Origin of the sequence: Bythopirellula sp. (assembly GCF_041737835.1) — a bacterium.
Taxonomy (GTDB): Bacteria; Planctomycetota; Planctomycetia; order Pirellulales; family Lacipirellulaceae; genus Bythopirellula.
Window position 1 is genome coordinate 342,992 of the sequence record NZ_JBGSQY010000040.1, and the last position, 16,096, is coordinate 359,087.

General features: G+C 54.1%; 13 protein-coding genes and 1 tRNA gene. 7 read left to right on the forward strand and 7 right to left on the reverse strand.

The annotated features are described in order from the left end of the window. The first annotated feature begins 179 nt into the window (after positions 1–179). Positions 180–1,577: an RtcB family protein gene (locus tag AC6T8Q_RS13045; protein ID WP_500679493.1), complete on the forward strand. Its 1,398-nt coding sequence runs from the start codon at positions 180–182 to the stop codon at positions 1,575–1,577. A gap of 29 nt (positions 1,578–1,606) precedes the next feature. Here the strand turns inward: AC6T8Q_RS13045 and AC6T8Q_RS13050 are convergent, their stop codons facing one another. Continuing rightward, positions 1,607–3,022 carry a vitamin K epoxide reductase family protein gene (locus AC6T8Q_RS13050; protein WP_500679494.1) on the reverse strand — a complete coding sequence of 472 codons (1,416 nt, stop codon included), beginning with the start codon at positions 3,020–3,022 and terminating at the stop codon, positions 1,607–1,609. Positions 3,023–3,104: 82 nt separating this feature from the next. Here AC6T8Q_RS13050 and AC6T8Q_RS13055 point away from each other — a divergent pair, with 82 nt between their 5' ends. After that, a complete protein-coding gene (locus AC6T8Q_RS13055; RefSeq protein ID WP_500679495.1) occupies positions 3,105–3,287 on the forward strand; it encodes a zinc ribbon domain-containing protein in 183 nt (60 codons plus the stop codon). 88 nt (positions 3,288–3,375) lie between these two features. Beyond that, entirely contained in the window at positions 3,376–4,179 is an 804-nt protein-coding gene (locus tag AC6T8Q_RS13060) for a polyphosphate kinase 2 family protein (protein WP_500679496.1), read from the forward strand. Between the two features lie 34 nt (positions 4,180–4,213). Here the strand turns inward: AC6T8Q_RS13060 and AC6T8Q_RS13065 are convergent, their stop codons facing one another. Continuing rightward, positions 4,214–5,086 carry a secretin GspD/PilQ domain-containing protein gene (locus tag AC6T8Q_RS13065; RefSeq protein WP_500679497.1) on the reverse strand — a complete coding sequence of 291 codons (873 nt, stop codon included), beginning with the start codon at positions 5,084–5,086 and terminating at the stop codon, positions 4,214–4,216. 382 nt (positions 5,087–5,468) lie between these two features. Between AC6T8Q_RS13065 and AC6T8Q_RS13070 the strand changes: the two genes are divergently transcribed. Continuing rightward, positions 5,469–6,890 (forward strand): AAA family ATPase, encoded by a 1,422-nt coding sequence (locus AC6T8Q_RS13070; RefSeq protein ID WP_500679498.1) that lies wholly within the window; start codon positions 5,469–5,471, stop codon positions 6,888–6,890. Between the two features lie 50 nt (positions 6,891–6,940). On the opposite strand, the gene AC6T8Q_RS13075 is transcribed toward AC6T8Q_RS13070, so the two are convergent. Together AC6T8Q_RS13075 and AC6T8Q_RS13080 are read right to left on the reverse strand one after the other, a co-directional pair. Next, on the reverse strand, positions 6,941–8,029 hold the full coding sequence (locus AC6T8Q_RS13075; protein ID WP_496922804.1) for a protein arginine kinase: 1,089 nt from the start codon (positions 8,027–8,029) through the stop codon (positions 6,941–6,943). Positions 8,030–8,149: 120 nt separating this feature from the next. Beyond that, the gene (locus AC6T8Q_RS13080) at positions 8,150–8,692 is read right to left on the reverse strand and encodes a UvrB/UvrC motif-containing protein (protein WP_496922803.1); all 543 of its coding nucleotides are present in this window, start codon (positions 8,690–8,692) and stop codon (positions 8,150–8,152) included. Between the two features lie 318 nt (positions 8,693–9,010). Between AC6T8Q_RS13080 and trpE the strand changes: the two genes are divergently transcribed. Beyond that, the gene (gene trpE, locus AC6T8Q_RS13085) at positions 9,011–10,546 is read left to right on the forward strand and encodes an anthranilate synthase component I (protein WP_500679499.1); all 1,536 of its coding nucleotides are present in this window, start codon (positions 9,011–9,013) and stop codon (positions 10,544–10,546) included. Positions 10,547–10,603: 57 nt separating this feature from the next. On the opposite strand, the gene pyrF is transcribed toward trpE, so the two are convergent. Then, on the reverse strand, positions 10,604–11,521 hold the full coding sequence (gene pyrF / locus AC6T8Q_RS13090) for an orotidine-5'-phosphate decarboxylase (protein ID WP_500679500.1): 918 nt from the start codon (positions 11,519–11,521) through the stop codon (positions 10,604–10,606). Between the two features lie 192 nt (positions 11,522–11,713). Here pyrF and AC6T8Q_RS13095 point away from each other — a divergent pair. Next, positions 11,714–11,787 (forward strand) — tRNA-Pro (locus AC6T8Q_RS13095). Between the two features lie 9 nt (positions 11,788–11,796). On the opposite strand, the gene AC6T8Q_RS13100 is transcribed toward AC6T8Q_RS13095, so the two are convergent. Both AC6T8Q_RS13100 and AC6T8Q_RS13105 read right to left on the reverse strand, forming a co-directional pair. Further along, positions 11,797–12,075 (reverse strand): BON domain-containing protein, encoded by a 279-nt coding sequence (locus tag AC6T8Q_RS13100; protein WP_500679501.1) that lies wholly within the window; start codon positions 12,073–12,075, stop codon positions 11,797–11,799. 92 nt (positions 12,076–12,167) lie between these two features. After that, positions 12,168–12,377 carry a hypothetical protein gene (locus AC6T8Q_RS13105; RefSeq protein WP_496922800.1) on the reverse strand — a complete coding sequence of 70 codons (210 nt, stop codon included), beginning with the start codon at positions 12,375–12,377 and terminating at the stop codon, positions 12,168–12,170. A gap of 855 nt (positions 12,378–13,232) precedes the next feature. Here AC6T8Q_RS13105 and AC6T8Q_RS13110 point away from each other — a divergent pair. Continuing rightward, positions 13,233–16,094, forward strand: coding sequence for a PAS domain-containing hybrid sensor histidine kinase/response regulator (locus AC6T8Q_RS13110; protein WP_500679502.1), 2,862 nt, complete (start codon positions 13,233–13,235; stop codon positions 16,092–16,094). Positions 16,095–16,096 lie beyond the last annotated feature (2 nt).

The following is a 16,096-nucleotide window of genomic DNA, read 5'->3' on the forward strand; positions in this document are numbered from 1 at the left end:
CGACCCATAGCTGCATTATAACCACGAACTTTGAGAGTCAAATATTGATTTTGGCCAGCAAGATCAATTCCTGAACTCAAATTTGCCGTCATTTTGCAGATAACCCGATGACGCAACAATGTGTCCCAAGGTTCGCAAGTATTTTCCCCCTTCCTCCCTCCGCCTTCCGCCTTAGTTTTATGAACCGCCGCCAACTTCAAAAACTCGGTGTCCCACCCACCTGCGCCAAGGCTGCCATCGACGCGCTGTGCACCGCCGCCGGACAAGGTCTCGGCATGGGACTCAAAGGCAATCGCGCCAAACAGTTGGTCGCTCAGGTCGTCGAGAAGCCGGAGGATTTTCTCGCCGATCCGATTTGGGCCACATTTGCCACAGAACTTTTGGGCGAAAGAAACTTCGTCGAGCAAGAACCGATCAGCTACCAAACCTGGGGCACCGACATCGATGCCGGCGCGCACGCCCAGATGGAAGTCGCCTGCCAGGTGCCGAATGCCATCGCCGCCGCGCTGATGCCCGACGCCCACGTGGGCTACGGCCTCCCCATCGGCGGCGTGCTCGCCTGCGAAGGGGCCGTGATTCCCTACGCCGTGGGGGTCGACATCGCCTGCCGCATGAAGCTCTCCGTTTTAGACATTAGCCCTGAGAAACTCTCTGGGAATCGCTTGCGGTTTCGCGAAGCCCTGGAAAAAGGAACCCGCTTCGGCGTCGGCTGCACGCACCAACCACCGCAGTCGCACGCCGTGCTCGACGAAGATTGGTCGGTCACCCGCATCACGCGTGAAAAAAAAGACACCGCCTGGAAGCAGCTCGGCACATCGGGCTCCGGCAATCACTTCGTCGAATTCGGCACGCTCACACTCGCCACCCGGTGCGAGGAGTTATCGCTCGACCCTGGGGAATACACGGCGCTCCTGAGTCACAGCGGATCACGCGGCACAGGCGCCGCCGTGTGCGACACCTACAGCCGCATCGCGCAGCAGTTGCTCCCCCAACGCCTTAAATCTCTGGGCCGGCTCGCTTGGCTCGATCTCCAGAGCGAAGCTGGCCAGGAATATTGGGCCGCCATGAATCTGATGGGTGATTACGCCGCGGCCAATCATGAAGTCATTCACAAACTCGTGAGCAAGCTGCTCGGCGCGCATATCGTGGCTGGCGTGGAGAATCATCACAACTTCGCCTGGCTCGAATGGCACAACGGCAAGCAAGTCGTCGTTCATCGCAAGGGCGCCACCCCGGCAGGGCAGGGGGTGCTGGGAGTGATTCCCGGCTCGATGGCCGATCCCGCATTTATCGTGCGCGGCTTGGGGAATACCACGAGCTTGAACTCCGCCTCGCACGGGGCAGGGCGGCGGATGTCGCGCAAGCAGGCGCACAACACGTTTCGCTTCAGCCACGTGCGGCAAGAACTCGCCGAGCGCGGCATCGAAATCCTCTCCGCCGGATCGGATGAAGTCCCCGGCGTTTATAAAAACATCCTGGAAGTGATGGCCGCCCAACAAGATTTGGTCGAGACCGTCGCCCGCTTCGACCCAAGGATCGTCAAAATGTGCGGCGACGGCAGCCAAGCGGAAGACTAAATAGCCGGATCGTCCCGATCCGGAAAAAATTATTCCGGCGACGTCACACCAATCTTCTCTTCCAAAAGCTCAAACCACTTCTCATCGGTGTCGGGCATTCCGCGAATCACGCCGTTCTCGAAAATCAACAGGGGCAGCCCCACTTGCAGTCTCTCAAATTCCTTCGCCGCTTCGCCTATCCGTCGGCTCGATTCTGTGGCGATCGTCTTATCAAAAAAGATCGCATCCCCTGCCATTTCACGAGCCTTTTTCTTGGCCTCATGAATCGCCGGCGCGCGTTTACCTTCGAGCAGCCATTCGTGAAACTCGGCAAACCGATCAGGCGCCAGTTTCCACACGCCATAAGCCAACTTGGCGTATTCGCAAGCATTTTGGTGGCTTGATTGGTCGAGCTTCACCAGCGGATTGCACTTGCGGCTCAGTGGCACGTGATAAATCACAAAGCCTAGTTGATCGCCATATCGCTCCACCGCCGCTTTGATGTGTGGATGAAGTTTGCGGCAATGCGGACACGTGTAGTCCATCATCTCCACGAAGCGATGCGGTGCGTAAGGATTCCCCACCACCGGATTCCCCGCCGCGTCGACCTCGCGAGCGAGATACTTAAACGTAAAATAACGCGGTGCGGCGTCACTGCTCGGTGCGGTCGCCGTTGCTTCGCCGCCGCTAATAATTTCTAATTTCTCGGCGGGAGTTTCTTCCGCAACCTCGACCTCTTCGTCAGCAGCCCCTTCATCAGCAGTGGGGCCCGTACTCTCTTGAACTGGCTCTTCAACAGTACTCGTTTCCGCCGAGGTCTGCACCACCTCCAAAGGTATGTCGACAACTTCCATCGTGTCATGCGAAAAGAAAAGCTGCCCGCCAATCAAAGCGAGTAGTCCCACGCTCGCCACCCCGGCGGCAATCAGCGGTTGATAAACAGAAACTTGCCCTTCATCGTCATCGTATGATTGCTCGCCACCGAAATACCCTTGCATGTGATTGCGGTTCGAACCCGTCATACTGTCGCGCAAGAGCAGCACCGACAGCGTACAAATCGCCAAACCACAAGCGTGGACAACAAGACAATACAGACAAAAATGCTCGACCACGATCGCTTGCGTGCCGATGAACCACACGCCCGCTCCCGCGGCCATCATCGCCAGCGTCAACAATCCCGTCATCGCCCAGCCACCCAGCAACACGGCGGGCCAAACCAGGGCTAGAATACCGGCATAAGTGAGTGCCCCCAGCAGGCTCACGGGAATGCCCAGCCATTTCGAGCCGGAGCTGCTCAGAACTTCGTCGCAATCGACTGTGGTCCCACCCGTGCAGCCCACGACCGTTGACTGCTGCCAGGTCACCCAAGTTAAATACAACGCAACGCCCAAGGCGATCACAGCCAAGCCGGTGATCGCACCGGCGAGCGATTTGCGTGTTCCAGAGAGTTGCGATAGTTCGAGCACAGAACAATCCCTACCAGTTACAATTCAGACAACCAGCAATTCTAGCACAATTTAACGCCCAAGAAGCAGGCTGCCACAAACCATGGAAGACGAAATCAGCTATATCTGCGGCAGTTGCGGCGAGGAAGTCGTCATCCCGCTCGATTATTCGCAGGGCAGCTTGCAGGAGTACATCGAAGATTGCCCCGTCTGCTGCTGCCCGAACGTGATTCGCATCGAAGTTGACGAAACTGGACACAGCCAAGTTTGGAGCGAATTAGAATAAAGAGGGTTCAATTTCTGTAGCCGGGGTCTATGACCTCGGTCCTAGAACGTCCGACCTCGCAGAGGTCAGCCACAGGTAAACCACTCGCATGACCCAACCACTCATCCCACCCATCGGCGAAAAAATCGTTCTCGCCGATTACGACACCCGCTATCTCGCTCCCGATTGGGACAAACAATCCGCCTCGGCCCAAATCAAAGACAACACAGCTGTTAGCTCCGACTTGGCCTACAAGCTTTACGCCGAAGACCGCCGCGCGATTTTGTTAGTCCTGCAAGGGATGGACACCGCGGGCAAAGACGGCACGATCCGTACGGTGATGAGCGGCGTCAATCCGCAAAGCTTTCAGATCACGTCATTCAAAACACCCAGTTCGGTGGAGCTCGATCACGACTTCCTGTGGCGGATCCACCACGCCGTCCCTCGGCGTGGCGAAATCGGCATCTTCAATCGTTCCCACTACGAAGACGTGCTGATCGTCCGCGTACACAATTTGGTTCCCGAAAAAGAATGGCGGAGCCGCTACGATCGGATCAACGAATTTGAAGAGCTCCTCGTCGATGGCGGTGTGACCATCGTGAAGTGCTTTCTGCACATCAGCAAAGACGAACAGCGCGAACGACTACAAGCACGCCTGGACAATCCCAATAAGCGTTGGAAATTCAACATGGGCGATCTCGAGGAGCGCAAACTCTGGGACGAATATCAACGCGCCTACGAAGATGCACTGACCCAGTGCAACACGTCCCATGCCCCGTGGCACATCATCCCCGCCGACCGCAAGTGGTATCGCAATCTCGTGGTGAGCAAAATCCTCCGCGAGACGTTAGAAAAACTCAACCCCCAGTTTCCAGTCCCAGCAACCAACCTCGACGGCATCGTCGTCGAATAGATGTCGTTAGCCGGCAGCGTCCCGCTGCCGTGCATCATTTTCTAATGGATTCACTGCCGGGACGTTTCGCCCCCGCCGCGCTGCGTTCAATCGGCTGCGCAATCTCCGGCGTCACCACGACCATATAACCGATGTCGACCGTGACCTCTTTGATTTCGCCATCTTGCCCCTGAATGGCCTCCACGCGTTTCTCAACGTGCCCAGTGATGACCACCGTTTCTCCGAACGACAATTCGCAGCCTGTATCGCATTGGCGAACTTTTAATCCCGGTATACTGACGCCGTGAATCTCAATGGCATGATTCTGGTCAAGGGCACTCACGTTCGCATTCACTTCCAAACGCACCCGATTGTCTCCCACTGCCTCGGCCATGACGTTTAGCTCTGTTCCGAAGGATCGAAACGCAACAGCCGTTGCCGACTCTTCGTTGCTCGGCAACGGGAATTGGCCCCCGACAAACATGGAAGCCGGCTTTCCACTCGTGGCCACGATCGTGGGATCAGCCAAGACCTTGGCAATATTTTTTTGTTTAAGCCATTCCACGAATCGCAGATTCTCGTTGGATTCAGCTTCATCAGCAGATTCATTCGCTATGGCATGAGCAGATTGGCCCGTCGCTTCCAACAACTGCTGCAATTTGGTTGGCTTCACGTAACCGTCAGAAAACCAATCCGTATCCAAACCTCGATTGCGGAGTTTCGACAAGTCGACTTCCAGCATTTGCACTTTCACAACGATCTGTTGCTCGGTGCCGGTCACTTCGCGTAAACGCTGCACCTCGCGTTGCAACACATCAAGTTCCGCCGATTTCTGCTTCAGAAGCTGCTGGTCGCTTTGCGTCTCTTCCGCCCGCGCGGTCTGCATGGCAAGCAACATCACACTCAGAACAACCATTCGTAGCAACATGACCACTTTCTCCTAACCAGCGCGCGAGGGATATGCGAGCGCGAATCATAGCCAGTTCAATCCCACGCAACAAGATAAGAGACGTTTCGCATGCTAGCGGGTGTCCTTAGCCGGAGGGCCACGCCCTCCGTGATTACCCTTCTCACCGTCAACCACCATTCGTGGCCACCACCCATTTTCTTCCCCCCGCGGCCTCAGCGCCCCTGCTTGGAAAATTATTCCTTCCCCAAACTTTCTTGTAGAAATTGTGCCACGACTTGTGCTAATCCTGGATGCATAAATATGGGCCACTGGTTTCCTGCCTGCGCGGGAATGACAAACTTTGCCGGAACTCGTGTTACTCGGTCCGGCCTACAAAATGTAAAAACACCAGGAACACATTATGACCAATAAGTCTACCGAAGAGATTCCCGACACCCCTACGCTTCCTCCGATCAAAATCAAAACCGAGCTCATCGACGTTGCCGGGCAACACTGCGTGGAACTTCGTCGCGGAAGTGTTCGCCTCGAGCGATTCTTCTACCTCGAAGACCACGAAGAAACCAAGGACTTCATCGACGCGGCCGTGCAGAAGCTCTACATCCCGGGCGAGGAGCAGCTCGATCTTCAGAATTGGATTCACCAGCTTTTGAATGAAGAGCGTTGGAACTTCCAACGGCATCAATCGCACATCGTGCTCGAACCACTCTCTGAAGCTAAGGAGTGCGCGATCGAGTGGCTCTGGCCGAGCCGCATCGCCGCCGACAAACTCACGATGCTGGTCGGTGATCCTGGCGTCGGCAAAAGTCTCGTGGCGCTCGACATCGCGGCGCGGGTTTCGACCGGTCGCCCTTGGCCGGATGAACCCGCTGATGCTGAACCCCGCGAGCCGGGCGACGTGCTGTTGCTGGCGGAATTCGACGACGTCGACGATACGATCCGCCCGCGACTCTTAGCCGCGGGGGCCGATTTAGATCGCATCACGTTGGTTCGTTCGTTTATCCGTGCTAATGATTTTATGCACAGCGATAATTTGCCGTTCTCCGTGGGGGGTAAGCTCGACATGCTTGGAGATTGTGTAAAGCGGCTCCCCAATTGCCGGCTGATCATCATTGATCCGCTCTCGGCTTATGTCGAAACCAACTACACCCGGCGAGAACTCTCGGCATTGCTGCAAGAACTGGTCGAGATCGCCGTAAAGCATGGAGTCGCGATCCTCGTGGTCAGCCATTTCAGCCGCGGCAGCCACGCGTTGTTTCATTACGGTTCGCAGGCCAATTCGCGATTTGTGGCCAGCGCGCGGTCGGTCTGGAAGATCCTGGGCGACGGCGATCATCGCGATCGTCGTGTACTACTCCCTATGAAAAACAATCTGGGAAACGATTGGCTCGGGCTGGAATTTAGCATCGAGGCGGAACAGCAGGGCGAGACGCCAAGAATTGCATGGGCGCACCAACCGCTGGAGATCGCGGTCGAGCGCTCGAAGTTCAAGCCCGAATCGCCCGAGCTGCCCAACAGTTACGAAGTTCATCGCAAAATGATTCGCGAGTGGCTCCGTCAACAACTCAACGACGGCGAACGCTTCGCGCAAGAAGTCCTCGCCGCCGCCACGGTGGCAAGAATTGGCAAACGCTCGTTGCGACTAGCATTGCGTGAAATTGGCGGAACCACTCAAAAAGGCTCAACAGGTCTCTGGATTTGGTCACTACCGACAGTTTTGGAACAAGAAATCGATGTGGTCGAAAAAAAAATTTCATCACAAAATGATTTGCGAATGATGCCCGACAAGTTGGAAAAGTTAGACAACTTGGAAGTCTTGAAATGAGAATCCGTGCTAAACCGAGGTTGAAGAAACCGACGCTAGCGCGTTGCGGCTCAGTTTTTACCCGAGCCGTTGCCGCCGTCGGCGTTGAGATGCCGACGCAGATAAGTGGCTCGCTCGATATTCCGATCGTTGGAATCGAGCTCGCTGCCCGTGATCTTCTGCAAGTGAGCAGGTTGCGTATGAATGAACAACTTATTGATCGTGGGAATTTGCAACTCACCGATGAGGCCCAGATTCACGCCCATGCGCACACTCGAAAGCAAATGCATGGTCTCTTCGGAGCTGATCGTCTGCGCGGTCCGCAAAATGCCAAACGCGCGGCTCACGCGGTCGTGCAGCGTTTCGTGACTTTCGCGGATCAGGAAATCACGGGCTTGTCGTTCGTACTCAATCAACACCGGCACGATATCTGCAACCTTGGTGATCAATTCTTCTTCGGTTTGGCCAAGCGTGATCTGATTGCTGATTTGATAGAAGTCGCCCATCGCCTGCGAACCTTCACCATACAAACCCCGCACGGCCAGATTGATCTTCTGCAAGCTCTTGAAGACTTTTTCGATCTGCCGCGTGATCACCAACCCCGGCAGGTGGAGCATAACGCTCACACGAATGCCCGTGCCGACGTTCGTGGGGCAAGCGGTCAGATAACCCAAGCGTTCGCTGAAGGCGTAAGTCACTTGCTCTTCAATCAGGTCGTCAAGCTGAGTCATCTGCTCCCAAGCCGTTTGCAGATTCAAACCGCTCTGCATGACTTGCAGACGCAAATGATCTTCTTCGTTGATCATCAAGCTGAACTTCTCGCCCGGATCAATCACCACGGCCCGCGCACCACTCGCATCGGCCAGTTCGCGGCTGATCAATTGGCGCTCGACGAGAAACTGCCGATCCAGATGCTCGAGATTTCCGACGTCGATATACAACGTCCCTTCGTTGAGCCGATGCGACGACATCAAACTCGTGACGCTCGCACGCAGGCTTGCTTCGATCGCGGCACGATCCGAATCCGTGGCGCGGGAAAGGAAAGGGAAATCCGCCAAATTCCGCGCAAGGCGAATGCGACTGCTAATGACGATATCCGACTCGGGGCCGGCACCGCGCAACCATTCACCGCTCGAACTGGTCAGATCGTTAAATTCCATGTTCCACTTGCGTCTCGTCGTTCCCTGATGACCAACACCCGCTATTCTACGAAATCCCTCCAGAATTGTGAGGGGAAAAGCGCCGCAGAAAAGCCTCACCTGATGGCACGCCAGAAAGTGTTAGGAACTTTCCCCAGGCGTCGGTTCCTTGGTACGAACCTGGGCTTCGGTGGCACGAATTTCGTCGCGCAGCTGCGACGCCCGTTCGTAATTCTCCGAAGCGATCGCTTCCTTCATTTCGCGCCGCAGCCGAATCAACTGCGTTTGCTGATCGGCTCCCTGAGGGCAACGCTTGGGCACCTTACCAATATGATGAGTCTGGTCGTGGATGTTCATGAGCAGAGGTTCAAGCTCCTCGGCAAAGAACTCGTAATCGTGCGGGCAACCCAACCGACCCTGCTTGCGAAACTCCAAAAATGTGATCGAGCAAACCGGGCAGCGGCGTTGATCGAGCCGCGCCAGCTGATCGGCCGTTTCGCCCACCGCCAAATGCTGAGCCAACAAACCGGCCATGGCGGGCATCACTTCCGCGGCATCTTCCTCGCTGGGAGTCAGGAATTTCTGGGCACACTCTTCGCAAAGGTGCAATTCCTTCGGCTTACCATCGATCAGATCGGTGATATGAAAGGTCGCTTGTTTATCGCATTTTTGGCACTTCAACATGGTATCCCTCGCAACTTTCCGCCCGTCGGCCTGGCATCGATTCTTCTCTTAATCATTGACGCAATCAGCCGCAGGGCAAGGCCGAACCTCGCTCTAAGGTTCGACCTCTTAAGTACGGGGGATTCTAGCCCCGGTAGGCCTAGTGTCAAGCGAAGCCTCATCCCTCTAACTATTTGCTGCATCACGAGATGGAACCACCCGCCCAGAAGTAAGAACGCTGTTGTTGGGGGCCATTCCGGGTGATAAGCTGGCACTGCCCTGTCTGTTGGGATCTCGCGGGGCACAGTCAATCGGCCATTTAGGAACACTGTTTCTCTTATGATTTACTCCCCCGACTTTGACCGATTCGCGGAACTGGCCGCCGGTGCCGACTTTGTCCCCATCTTCCGGCAACTGGTCAGCGACGTTCTGACCCCCGTGCAGGCGTTCCAGCGTTTGGACAGCACGACCGCGGCTTGTTTGTTTGAAAGCGTCATCGGCGGCGAGAAAGTTGGCCGTTATAGCTTCTTGGCCAGCGACCCTTTTCTGTGGATCAAAGCCTACGGTAACGACGTAACCGTGTCGCAACTGACTAGGCCAACCGGCAAAACGGCCACCGAGAAACCGCAGTGGGAAACTCAGTCCAGCCAAGTCGACAACCCGTTTGAAACGCTTCGCAAACATGTTCACGCGATGAACGTCGCCCATCTCAAGGAGTTGCCTCCATTTATTGGCGGTGCCATCGGCTACGCGGGGTATGACACGGTTCGCTATGTGGAAAACTTGCCGAACGCTCCCCAGGACGACCGGCATCTGCCCGACTTATGGTTTGCGCTCTACGACCATATGGTTGTGTTCGATCACGTGCAGAAGACTGTCATCGTGTTGGCACTCGCGGATGTTCGGGACAAAAGCACTGCCGCGTTGAAGCAATCCTACGAAACGGCCTGTCGGCGAGTCGATCATTTGGTCGAACAGTTGGCGACGTCGAGCGATTCGCTGAAAATCGCCGACATCCGGACCGATGGCGACGTGACGTTGAAAACGGAATCGAACCTCACGCAAGCACAGTTCGAGGATTCGGTCCGCAAGTGCGTCGAATACATCCGCGCGGGCGACATTTTTCAGGTCGTCATCAGCCAGCGTTTGCAAACCAAGTTCGCCGCTCCGCCATTCGAGTTGTATCGCACGTTGCGGGTGGTCAATCCCAGCCCGTTCATGTTCTATCTCCGCACGCCGGAAGTGACGCTCGTGGGCAGCTCGCCGGAGATATTGGTCCGCGTAGTCGATGGCCAAGTCACCGTGCGACCTTTGGCCGGCACGCGCAAACGAGGCCGCGACGAAGCCGAAGACAAACGGCTGGCCGAAGAACTGCTGGCGGATCCCAAGGAATGTGCCGAGCATGTGATGCTCGTTGACCTGGGCCGCAACGACGTTGGCCGCGTCGCGCAGTATGGTTCGGTGGAGATTGCCGACGTGATGGTGATCGAGCGTTACAGTCACGTGATGCATATCACATCGAATGTGACCGGCCAGCTACGCGAAGGCTGTGATGCGTTCGACGCGCTGGCCGCGTGCTTGCCAGCGGGAACCGTTTCCGGCGCGCCCAAAGTGCGGGCGATGGAAATCATCGACGAAATCGAGCCCACGCGACGCGGTCCTTACGCGGGGGCCGTGGGTTACATCGACTTCGCCGGTAACATGGATACCTGCATCGCGCTCCGAACGGTCATCATTCATAACGATACCGCGTACCTGCAAGTTGGCGCGGGGATCGTCGCGGATAGCGTTCCCGAGATGGAATTTCAGGAAACGATGAACAAGGCCCGTGGAATGCTCAAAGCTATTGAAGTGACGCAACAACGGCTCAATTAAATTGTGTGGCTGACCTCTTTGAGGTCGGATCCGAGGTCGAAGACCTCAGCCACAGAGTTACAGCTTGCTGACCGAAGTCTCGGCATGCAGTTGGGCGATCATGTCGGTCGTCGCCGCGGCAACGGCTTCCTGCCACCGAGCTTCGCCGAAGCGGTCCTTATACTCGGGGCGTTGGTGAGCAAAGATGATCCCGCGTGAGTTGTTAATCACGGCGCCAAGGCCGTTGGCATCGAAGGCAGGAGCGACGTCCTTGGCTGTGCCGCCCTGGCTGCCATAACCCGGGACCAGGAACCAAGTGTGCGGCATCGCGGCACGCAGCTCGACCAGTTGTTCAGGATAAGTCGCACCAACTACAGCACCAACACTACCATATCCAGATTCGCCCACATGTGCCGCGGATTGCTCTTCGACATATATGGCGACAACCCGATACAGCGGTTCGCCGTCGATCAGCCGATCCTGCAGCATGCCACTACCAGGGTTCGAGGTCTTCACAAGCACGAACAACCCCGCGCCACGTTCATGGGCAACATGTATAAACGGCTCCAAACTATCGGCACCAAGATAAGGACTGATCGTCAGAGCATCGCAACCCCAACCGCTCCCCTCACGCCCCAAATACCCACGGGCATAGGCTTCGGCCGTCGAACCAATGTCGTTGCGCTTGCCATCCATGATTACGAGCAGGCCTTGCTGGCGGGCATACGTAACGATATTACCCAACGCAACCAATCCCGCAGGCCCAAGTTCCTCAAAAAACGCCGCCTGCGGTTTGACCGCGGGAACAAGCGATGCAACCGCATCGATAATGTCGCAACAGAACCGCTCGTAAGCTTGAGCGCGGGCCGTTGAGTTATTAATCGAAACCTGCCGATGACCTGCTGGCAATTGTTCCCACCGCGGATCAAGTCCTACCACTACAGGATTGCCCCGACGCCGAATGGCCTCCGCCAACAGATCTCCAAATTGCTTCAACGCCTTACTCCCGAACTAACAATAGCGACCAATTTCATAGCCGCATGATAATAGCAGGGTTAAGTAGGGCTCAATGGGCCAAAAATTCAGGCGTTGCAAAGGGCGGGTGAATCTGAAATACTGGCTGTTTCTCAATTCCCCCCGCGTCGTGAACAGATCGTTCGCGACTCTCTAAAAGAGTTTTCTTCGAATCGGGCCGTGGCGCAGTCTGGTAGCGCGTTTGACTGGGGGTCAAAAGGTCGCAAGTTCAAATCTTGTCGGCCCGACTTCTTTTCTTATGCATTCGAGTATGTATCGACTCGCCGATAGTTGCTTGCGTAATCCACCCGGATCAAGTTATTGACCCTAGTAATTCCAGGACAATGGGCAGCAACGTTTTGCGCTAATTGCTTGGAATGGAAAGAGATAGCGACTCCGCTAAGAATTACTTCTGCGTTTTCTACACTGCTGACAAAAGCGACTAAATGGGGATAAGGACTGGAATTGAAATGGTCATATACGTCTTCTATGGTCGGTGCCACCGAAGTTGAAGACTCAAGAACAGTCTCTGTCATTCTTAATAGCTTTCAAAAATTAGGATGAACAATCGCCCCGTCTATCTAGGCAGATCCTTGCGCCCTTAAGTCACGAAAAATAATTTGTCGCTTTAAGGGGCTGGGGTTTCACGATTGACCTCGACATCGGTTTCACCTGTGTCGACATCTCGTTCCACTTCGATATCTGCGTTGGGTGTTTCGATGTCTAAAACCTTTTCCTTTTCAGCACACCCTACAAAAGTCGCCGGCATGATCAAAACAAGAGAAAACAGCAGCGAAGTCAACACGCTCGACAAGCCTTCAAGAAATTCGCATTTCATCGGTCATTCCTCCGGATAAGTCTCAAAATAGTACGAAATGCGATTTAGCTAATAACGTGCCAATGAATAATCGTCAAAAACTACTCGTTAAAGGTTCGAGTCCTGATTCAACTGGCTACCAATCGCCCAATTCGAACTTTTCGCGGCCAGAAGCGGACAAGAAGTGAAATGAACTTCGGGAAAGATACTAACGTATGAAAGCCCAGTCAGCGAACAAACTTTCTGGCATATAATTCGCTAACTTCAGGGCCGTTACGTTATTGAGCATTTTTCATTCGAAAGGAGTTACCAAATGACTTCACAAGCAAAAGCAACCGGCATGGAATCACGTTTGACGGCAAAGTGTAAGCAAATCCGCCAAAGCTGGAGTGATTCAGAGAAGAAGATGCGGGAGTTGAGAGCCAACTTAGCCCAAAGTCGTTTGGCACTAGCGATTTTGTTCCGGGACATCAACGCGGGCTGTACCAAATAACACACATGTTATGTGCCACGCGAGAGACGGTCTTGAATCTGAAGAGCATGTAAAAAGACGATTCGTTCACGGTGTGGTTTTACACGAACCACCCTGGCCTCGGATAAACCGAATCTATCGGGCAATTGATGCGTTAAATTGGCGAATTCGCATTCACTTCGAGCCATTTAACGCAAATTGCAATCGCATGATAACGTGGCACGATGATTGCCATCTAATCATAAGTGGCTCGCTTACCGTGTATCCGAGCCAACTAGCAACAACCAATATGTGTTAAGTCTCGGGGTATGCACAGATTCCCCCCCGTAACTCGTACGCCATGACTTGATAGTTAACGATGCTTGACGAACATATGCTCGACCGACTTAAGAGATGCATCGGCAATGTATGAAATGACGTTTGACGAATGGCCTGACCAATTGCCTGAATTGGGGAAGGCTGTCAATGCGCATTCTGTGGCGATTCTGAAGTTTTGGGAAAGGTTAGTTGAGCAACGTTTACCTTCTTCTAGTCGCACAGCTCATCGAGCTGAACTTCGAGATCATCTTCCTCAGTTTATAACTCGGCTATCGCAGGATCTTATCGCAGGCCGCTCTGGTCGAAATTCTAAGACCCAACCTGCTGCAAGAGAACATGGTATACAGCGTTGGCAGCAAGGATGGGAACTAGAACTTGTCATCCGCGACTATCAATTACTCCTTCATGCCATCATGAACGTCCTACGAGACCAACTCCCGCGAGAGTTGACTTGCGAAGAAACTCAAAATCTGACCAAATTGTTACAAGACGCAAGCGTTTCTGCGATACGAAGCTTTCTTTCCTACAGAAATCTTGAAGAAAAACAACGCGAGGGCGCCCCAATCCTGAATGGGCTTCTGGATAGCAGCAATGATGCCGTCATCGAGTTATCTCTTGATGGCATCATTTTGCATTGGAACCATGGCGCTGAGAATATCTATGGCTATAAGGCTACGAGTATCCTTGGCAGCCATATCAGCACGATTTTACCCCCTGATCGTCAACTCGAATTTGACCGCTGCATTGCGATGCTGAAAGCGGGCCGTGATGTTCCTCCCTTCGACACGATACGTAGACGCGCCGATGGTACAGACGTGTCTGTGTCCATTACCGCATCACCGATTCGTGACAAGAACGATCAATTGAAGGGCTATGTTTCGATTGCTCGTGATATCTCCGATCGCGTACGTGCCGCGGAGGCATTGCGAGATGCCTTGGAGGAAGCGGAACGCGCAAGCCGAGCGAAATCGGAGTTTCTGGCGAACGTGAGCCACGAACTACGCACACCAATGAACGCAATTATCGGCATGACGGAATTGGCCTTGGATGAGGAACTTTCCCCCGAACTGCGCGACTATTTGGAAACCACACGCGAGTCGGCCGATCTTTTACTTACGCTGGTTAACGACGTTCTTGATATTTCAAAACTTGAATCGGGCAAGTTCGTTCTCGAGGAGGTCAACTTCAGTCTGCGGGAACTCATTGATGAATCCTTGCGGAGCATCGGTTCAAGAGCCTATCGGAAAGGACTGGAAATTGCCTGCCGCGTGAACAACGATGTTCCTGATGCACTTCATGGTGACTCGCTACGCTTACGCCAAATTCTTACCAACCTTGTCGGCAACGCAATTAAGTTCACCGATGAAGGCGAAATCGTCGTTGAAGTTAATGTCGATAGCAGCTCGGGGCGGAGCTGTGTGCTGCGATTTTGTGTTTCTGATACCGGCATTGGTATCTCCCAGGAAGATCAACAGCGTATCTTTGCGCCATTCACCCAAGCCGATGCATCCTCAACTCGCCGTTTTGCGGGAACGGGACTCGGTTTGGCGATCGCAACTCACCTAATCAATTGCTTCCGTGGTCAATTCTGGGTTGAAAGTGAATTGGGCTCAGGCAGCAGATTTTACTTCACAACTCGCTTCGCTCTAGCTGACGAAATTGTCGTCGAGCAAAAAACAAAACGCTCTAATATCTCGCAGCTTCGCAACTTGCCCGTGCTTGTTGCCGATGACAACGAAACGAATCGCGAAATCATCGCGCGGCTACTGGCCGACTGGCAGATGATGCCGGTGGTAACGGCTGATGCGCGAACGGCACTTGAGAAAATCGAATCCTCACTTACAGACGGCAAGCCAATCCCTTTGGCCGTGGTGGATGCCATTATGCCAGAGCATGATGGTTTTCAGTTGGTCGAGGAAATAAGAGCGAGAACCAAGGCTGGCACAAAAACGATTCTGATGCTCTCCGCGGCCGATCGGCTCGCATTTAAAGAGCGTTGTCAAGAACTGTCGTTTGATGGGGTACTCGAAAAACCCATCTCTCAATCCAATCTATTTGACGCCATCGTCACGGCGATGGGAGTGGCCACGATTGACCCCATGCCGCCTGGCGATTTGAAGCACAGTCGTCCCCCGGAGCGTACTCTCAACGTTTTGCTGGCCGAAGATACGCCAGCGAATCGTAAAGTTGTTGAACGTGTCTTGAACAAACGGGGTCACAATGTTGTCTCCGCTGGCAATGGACGAGAAGCAGTAGATCAGTTTCGGCTGCACTCCTATGACGTTATTCTCATGGACGTGCAAATGCCTAGTATGGATGGCTTGCAGGCGACCGAAGCAATTCGAGCATGTGAAGTAGAGCATGAATTAAGCGAACGAATTCCGATTATTGCCATGACGGCCCATGCCATGGTTGGTGACCGCCATCGTTGCCTAGCGGCGGGAATGGATGACTATATTTCAAAGCCGATTAATATCCGTCGGCTGATCGAAATTGTGGAAAGTCATGGACAAAAGCGACAAAGCATTCAACCTCAATCCGAGCAAAGCATGAACGATAACCAATCAGCATCGATGCCGGCTTATCGGCCAAACGACTCAAGCGACATCATGGATCTCGATCGGGCCCTGCGTCGGCTCGATGGAGACGAAGGACTTCTGGTGGATCTCATAGGATTCTTTTTGGAAGACTACCCGTCTCTCGTCGTGAAAATGGAAGAGTCGGCTACTGCCAACGACGCGCCTTCGCTTGAGCGTGCTGCACATAGCATGAAAGGATTGGTCGCCAATTTCGATGCAAGCATAGCCCGAGATATTGCGCAGCAAATTGAGACAGCCGCCAAGCAGAGAGAATTGCATGGCATTAGCAACTTGATCAATGATCTCAAATCGGCAGCAAGCGAACTTGCCGTAAATCTTGAGCGTTATCGCCAAAAAGCTGGCAATTAGGC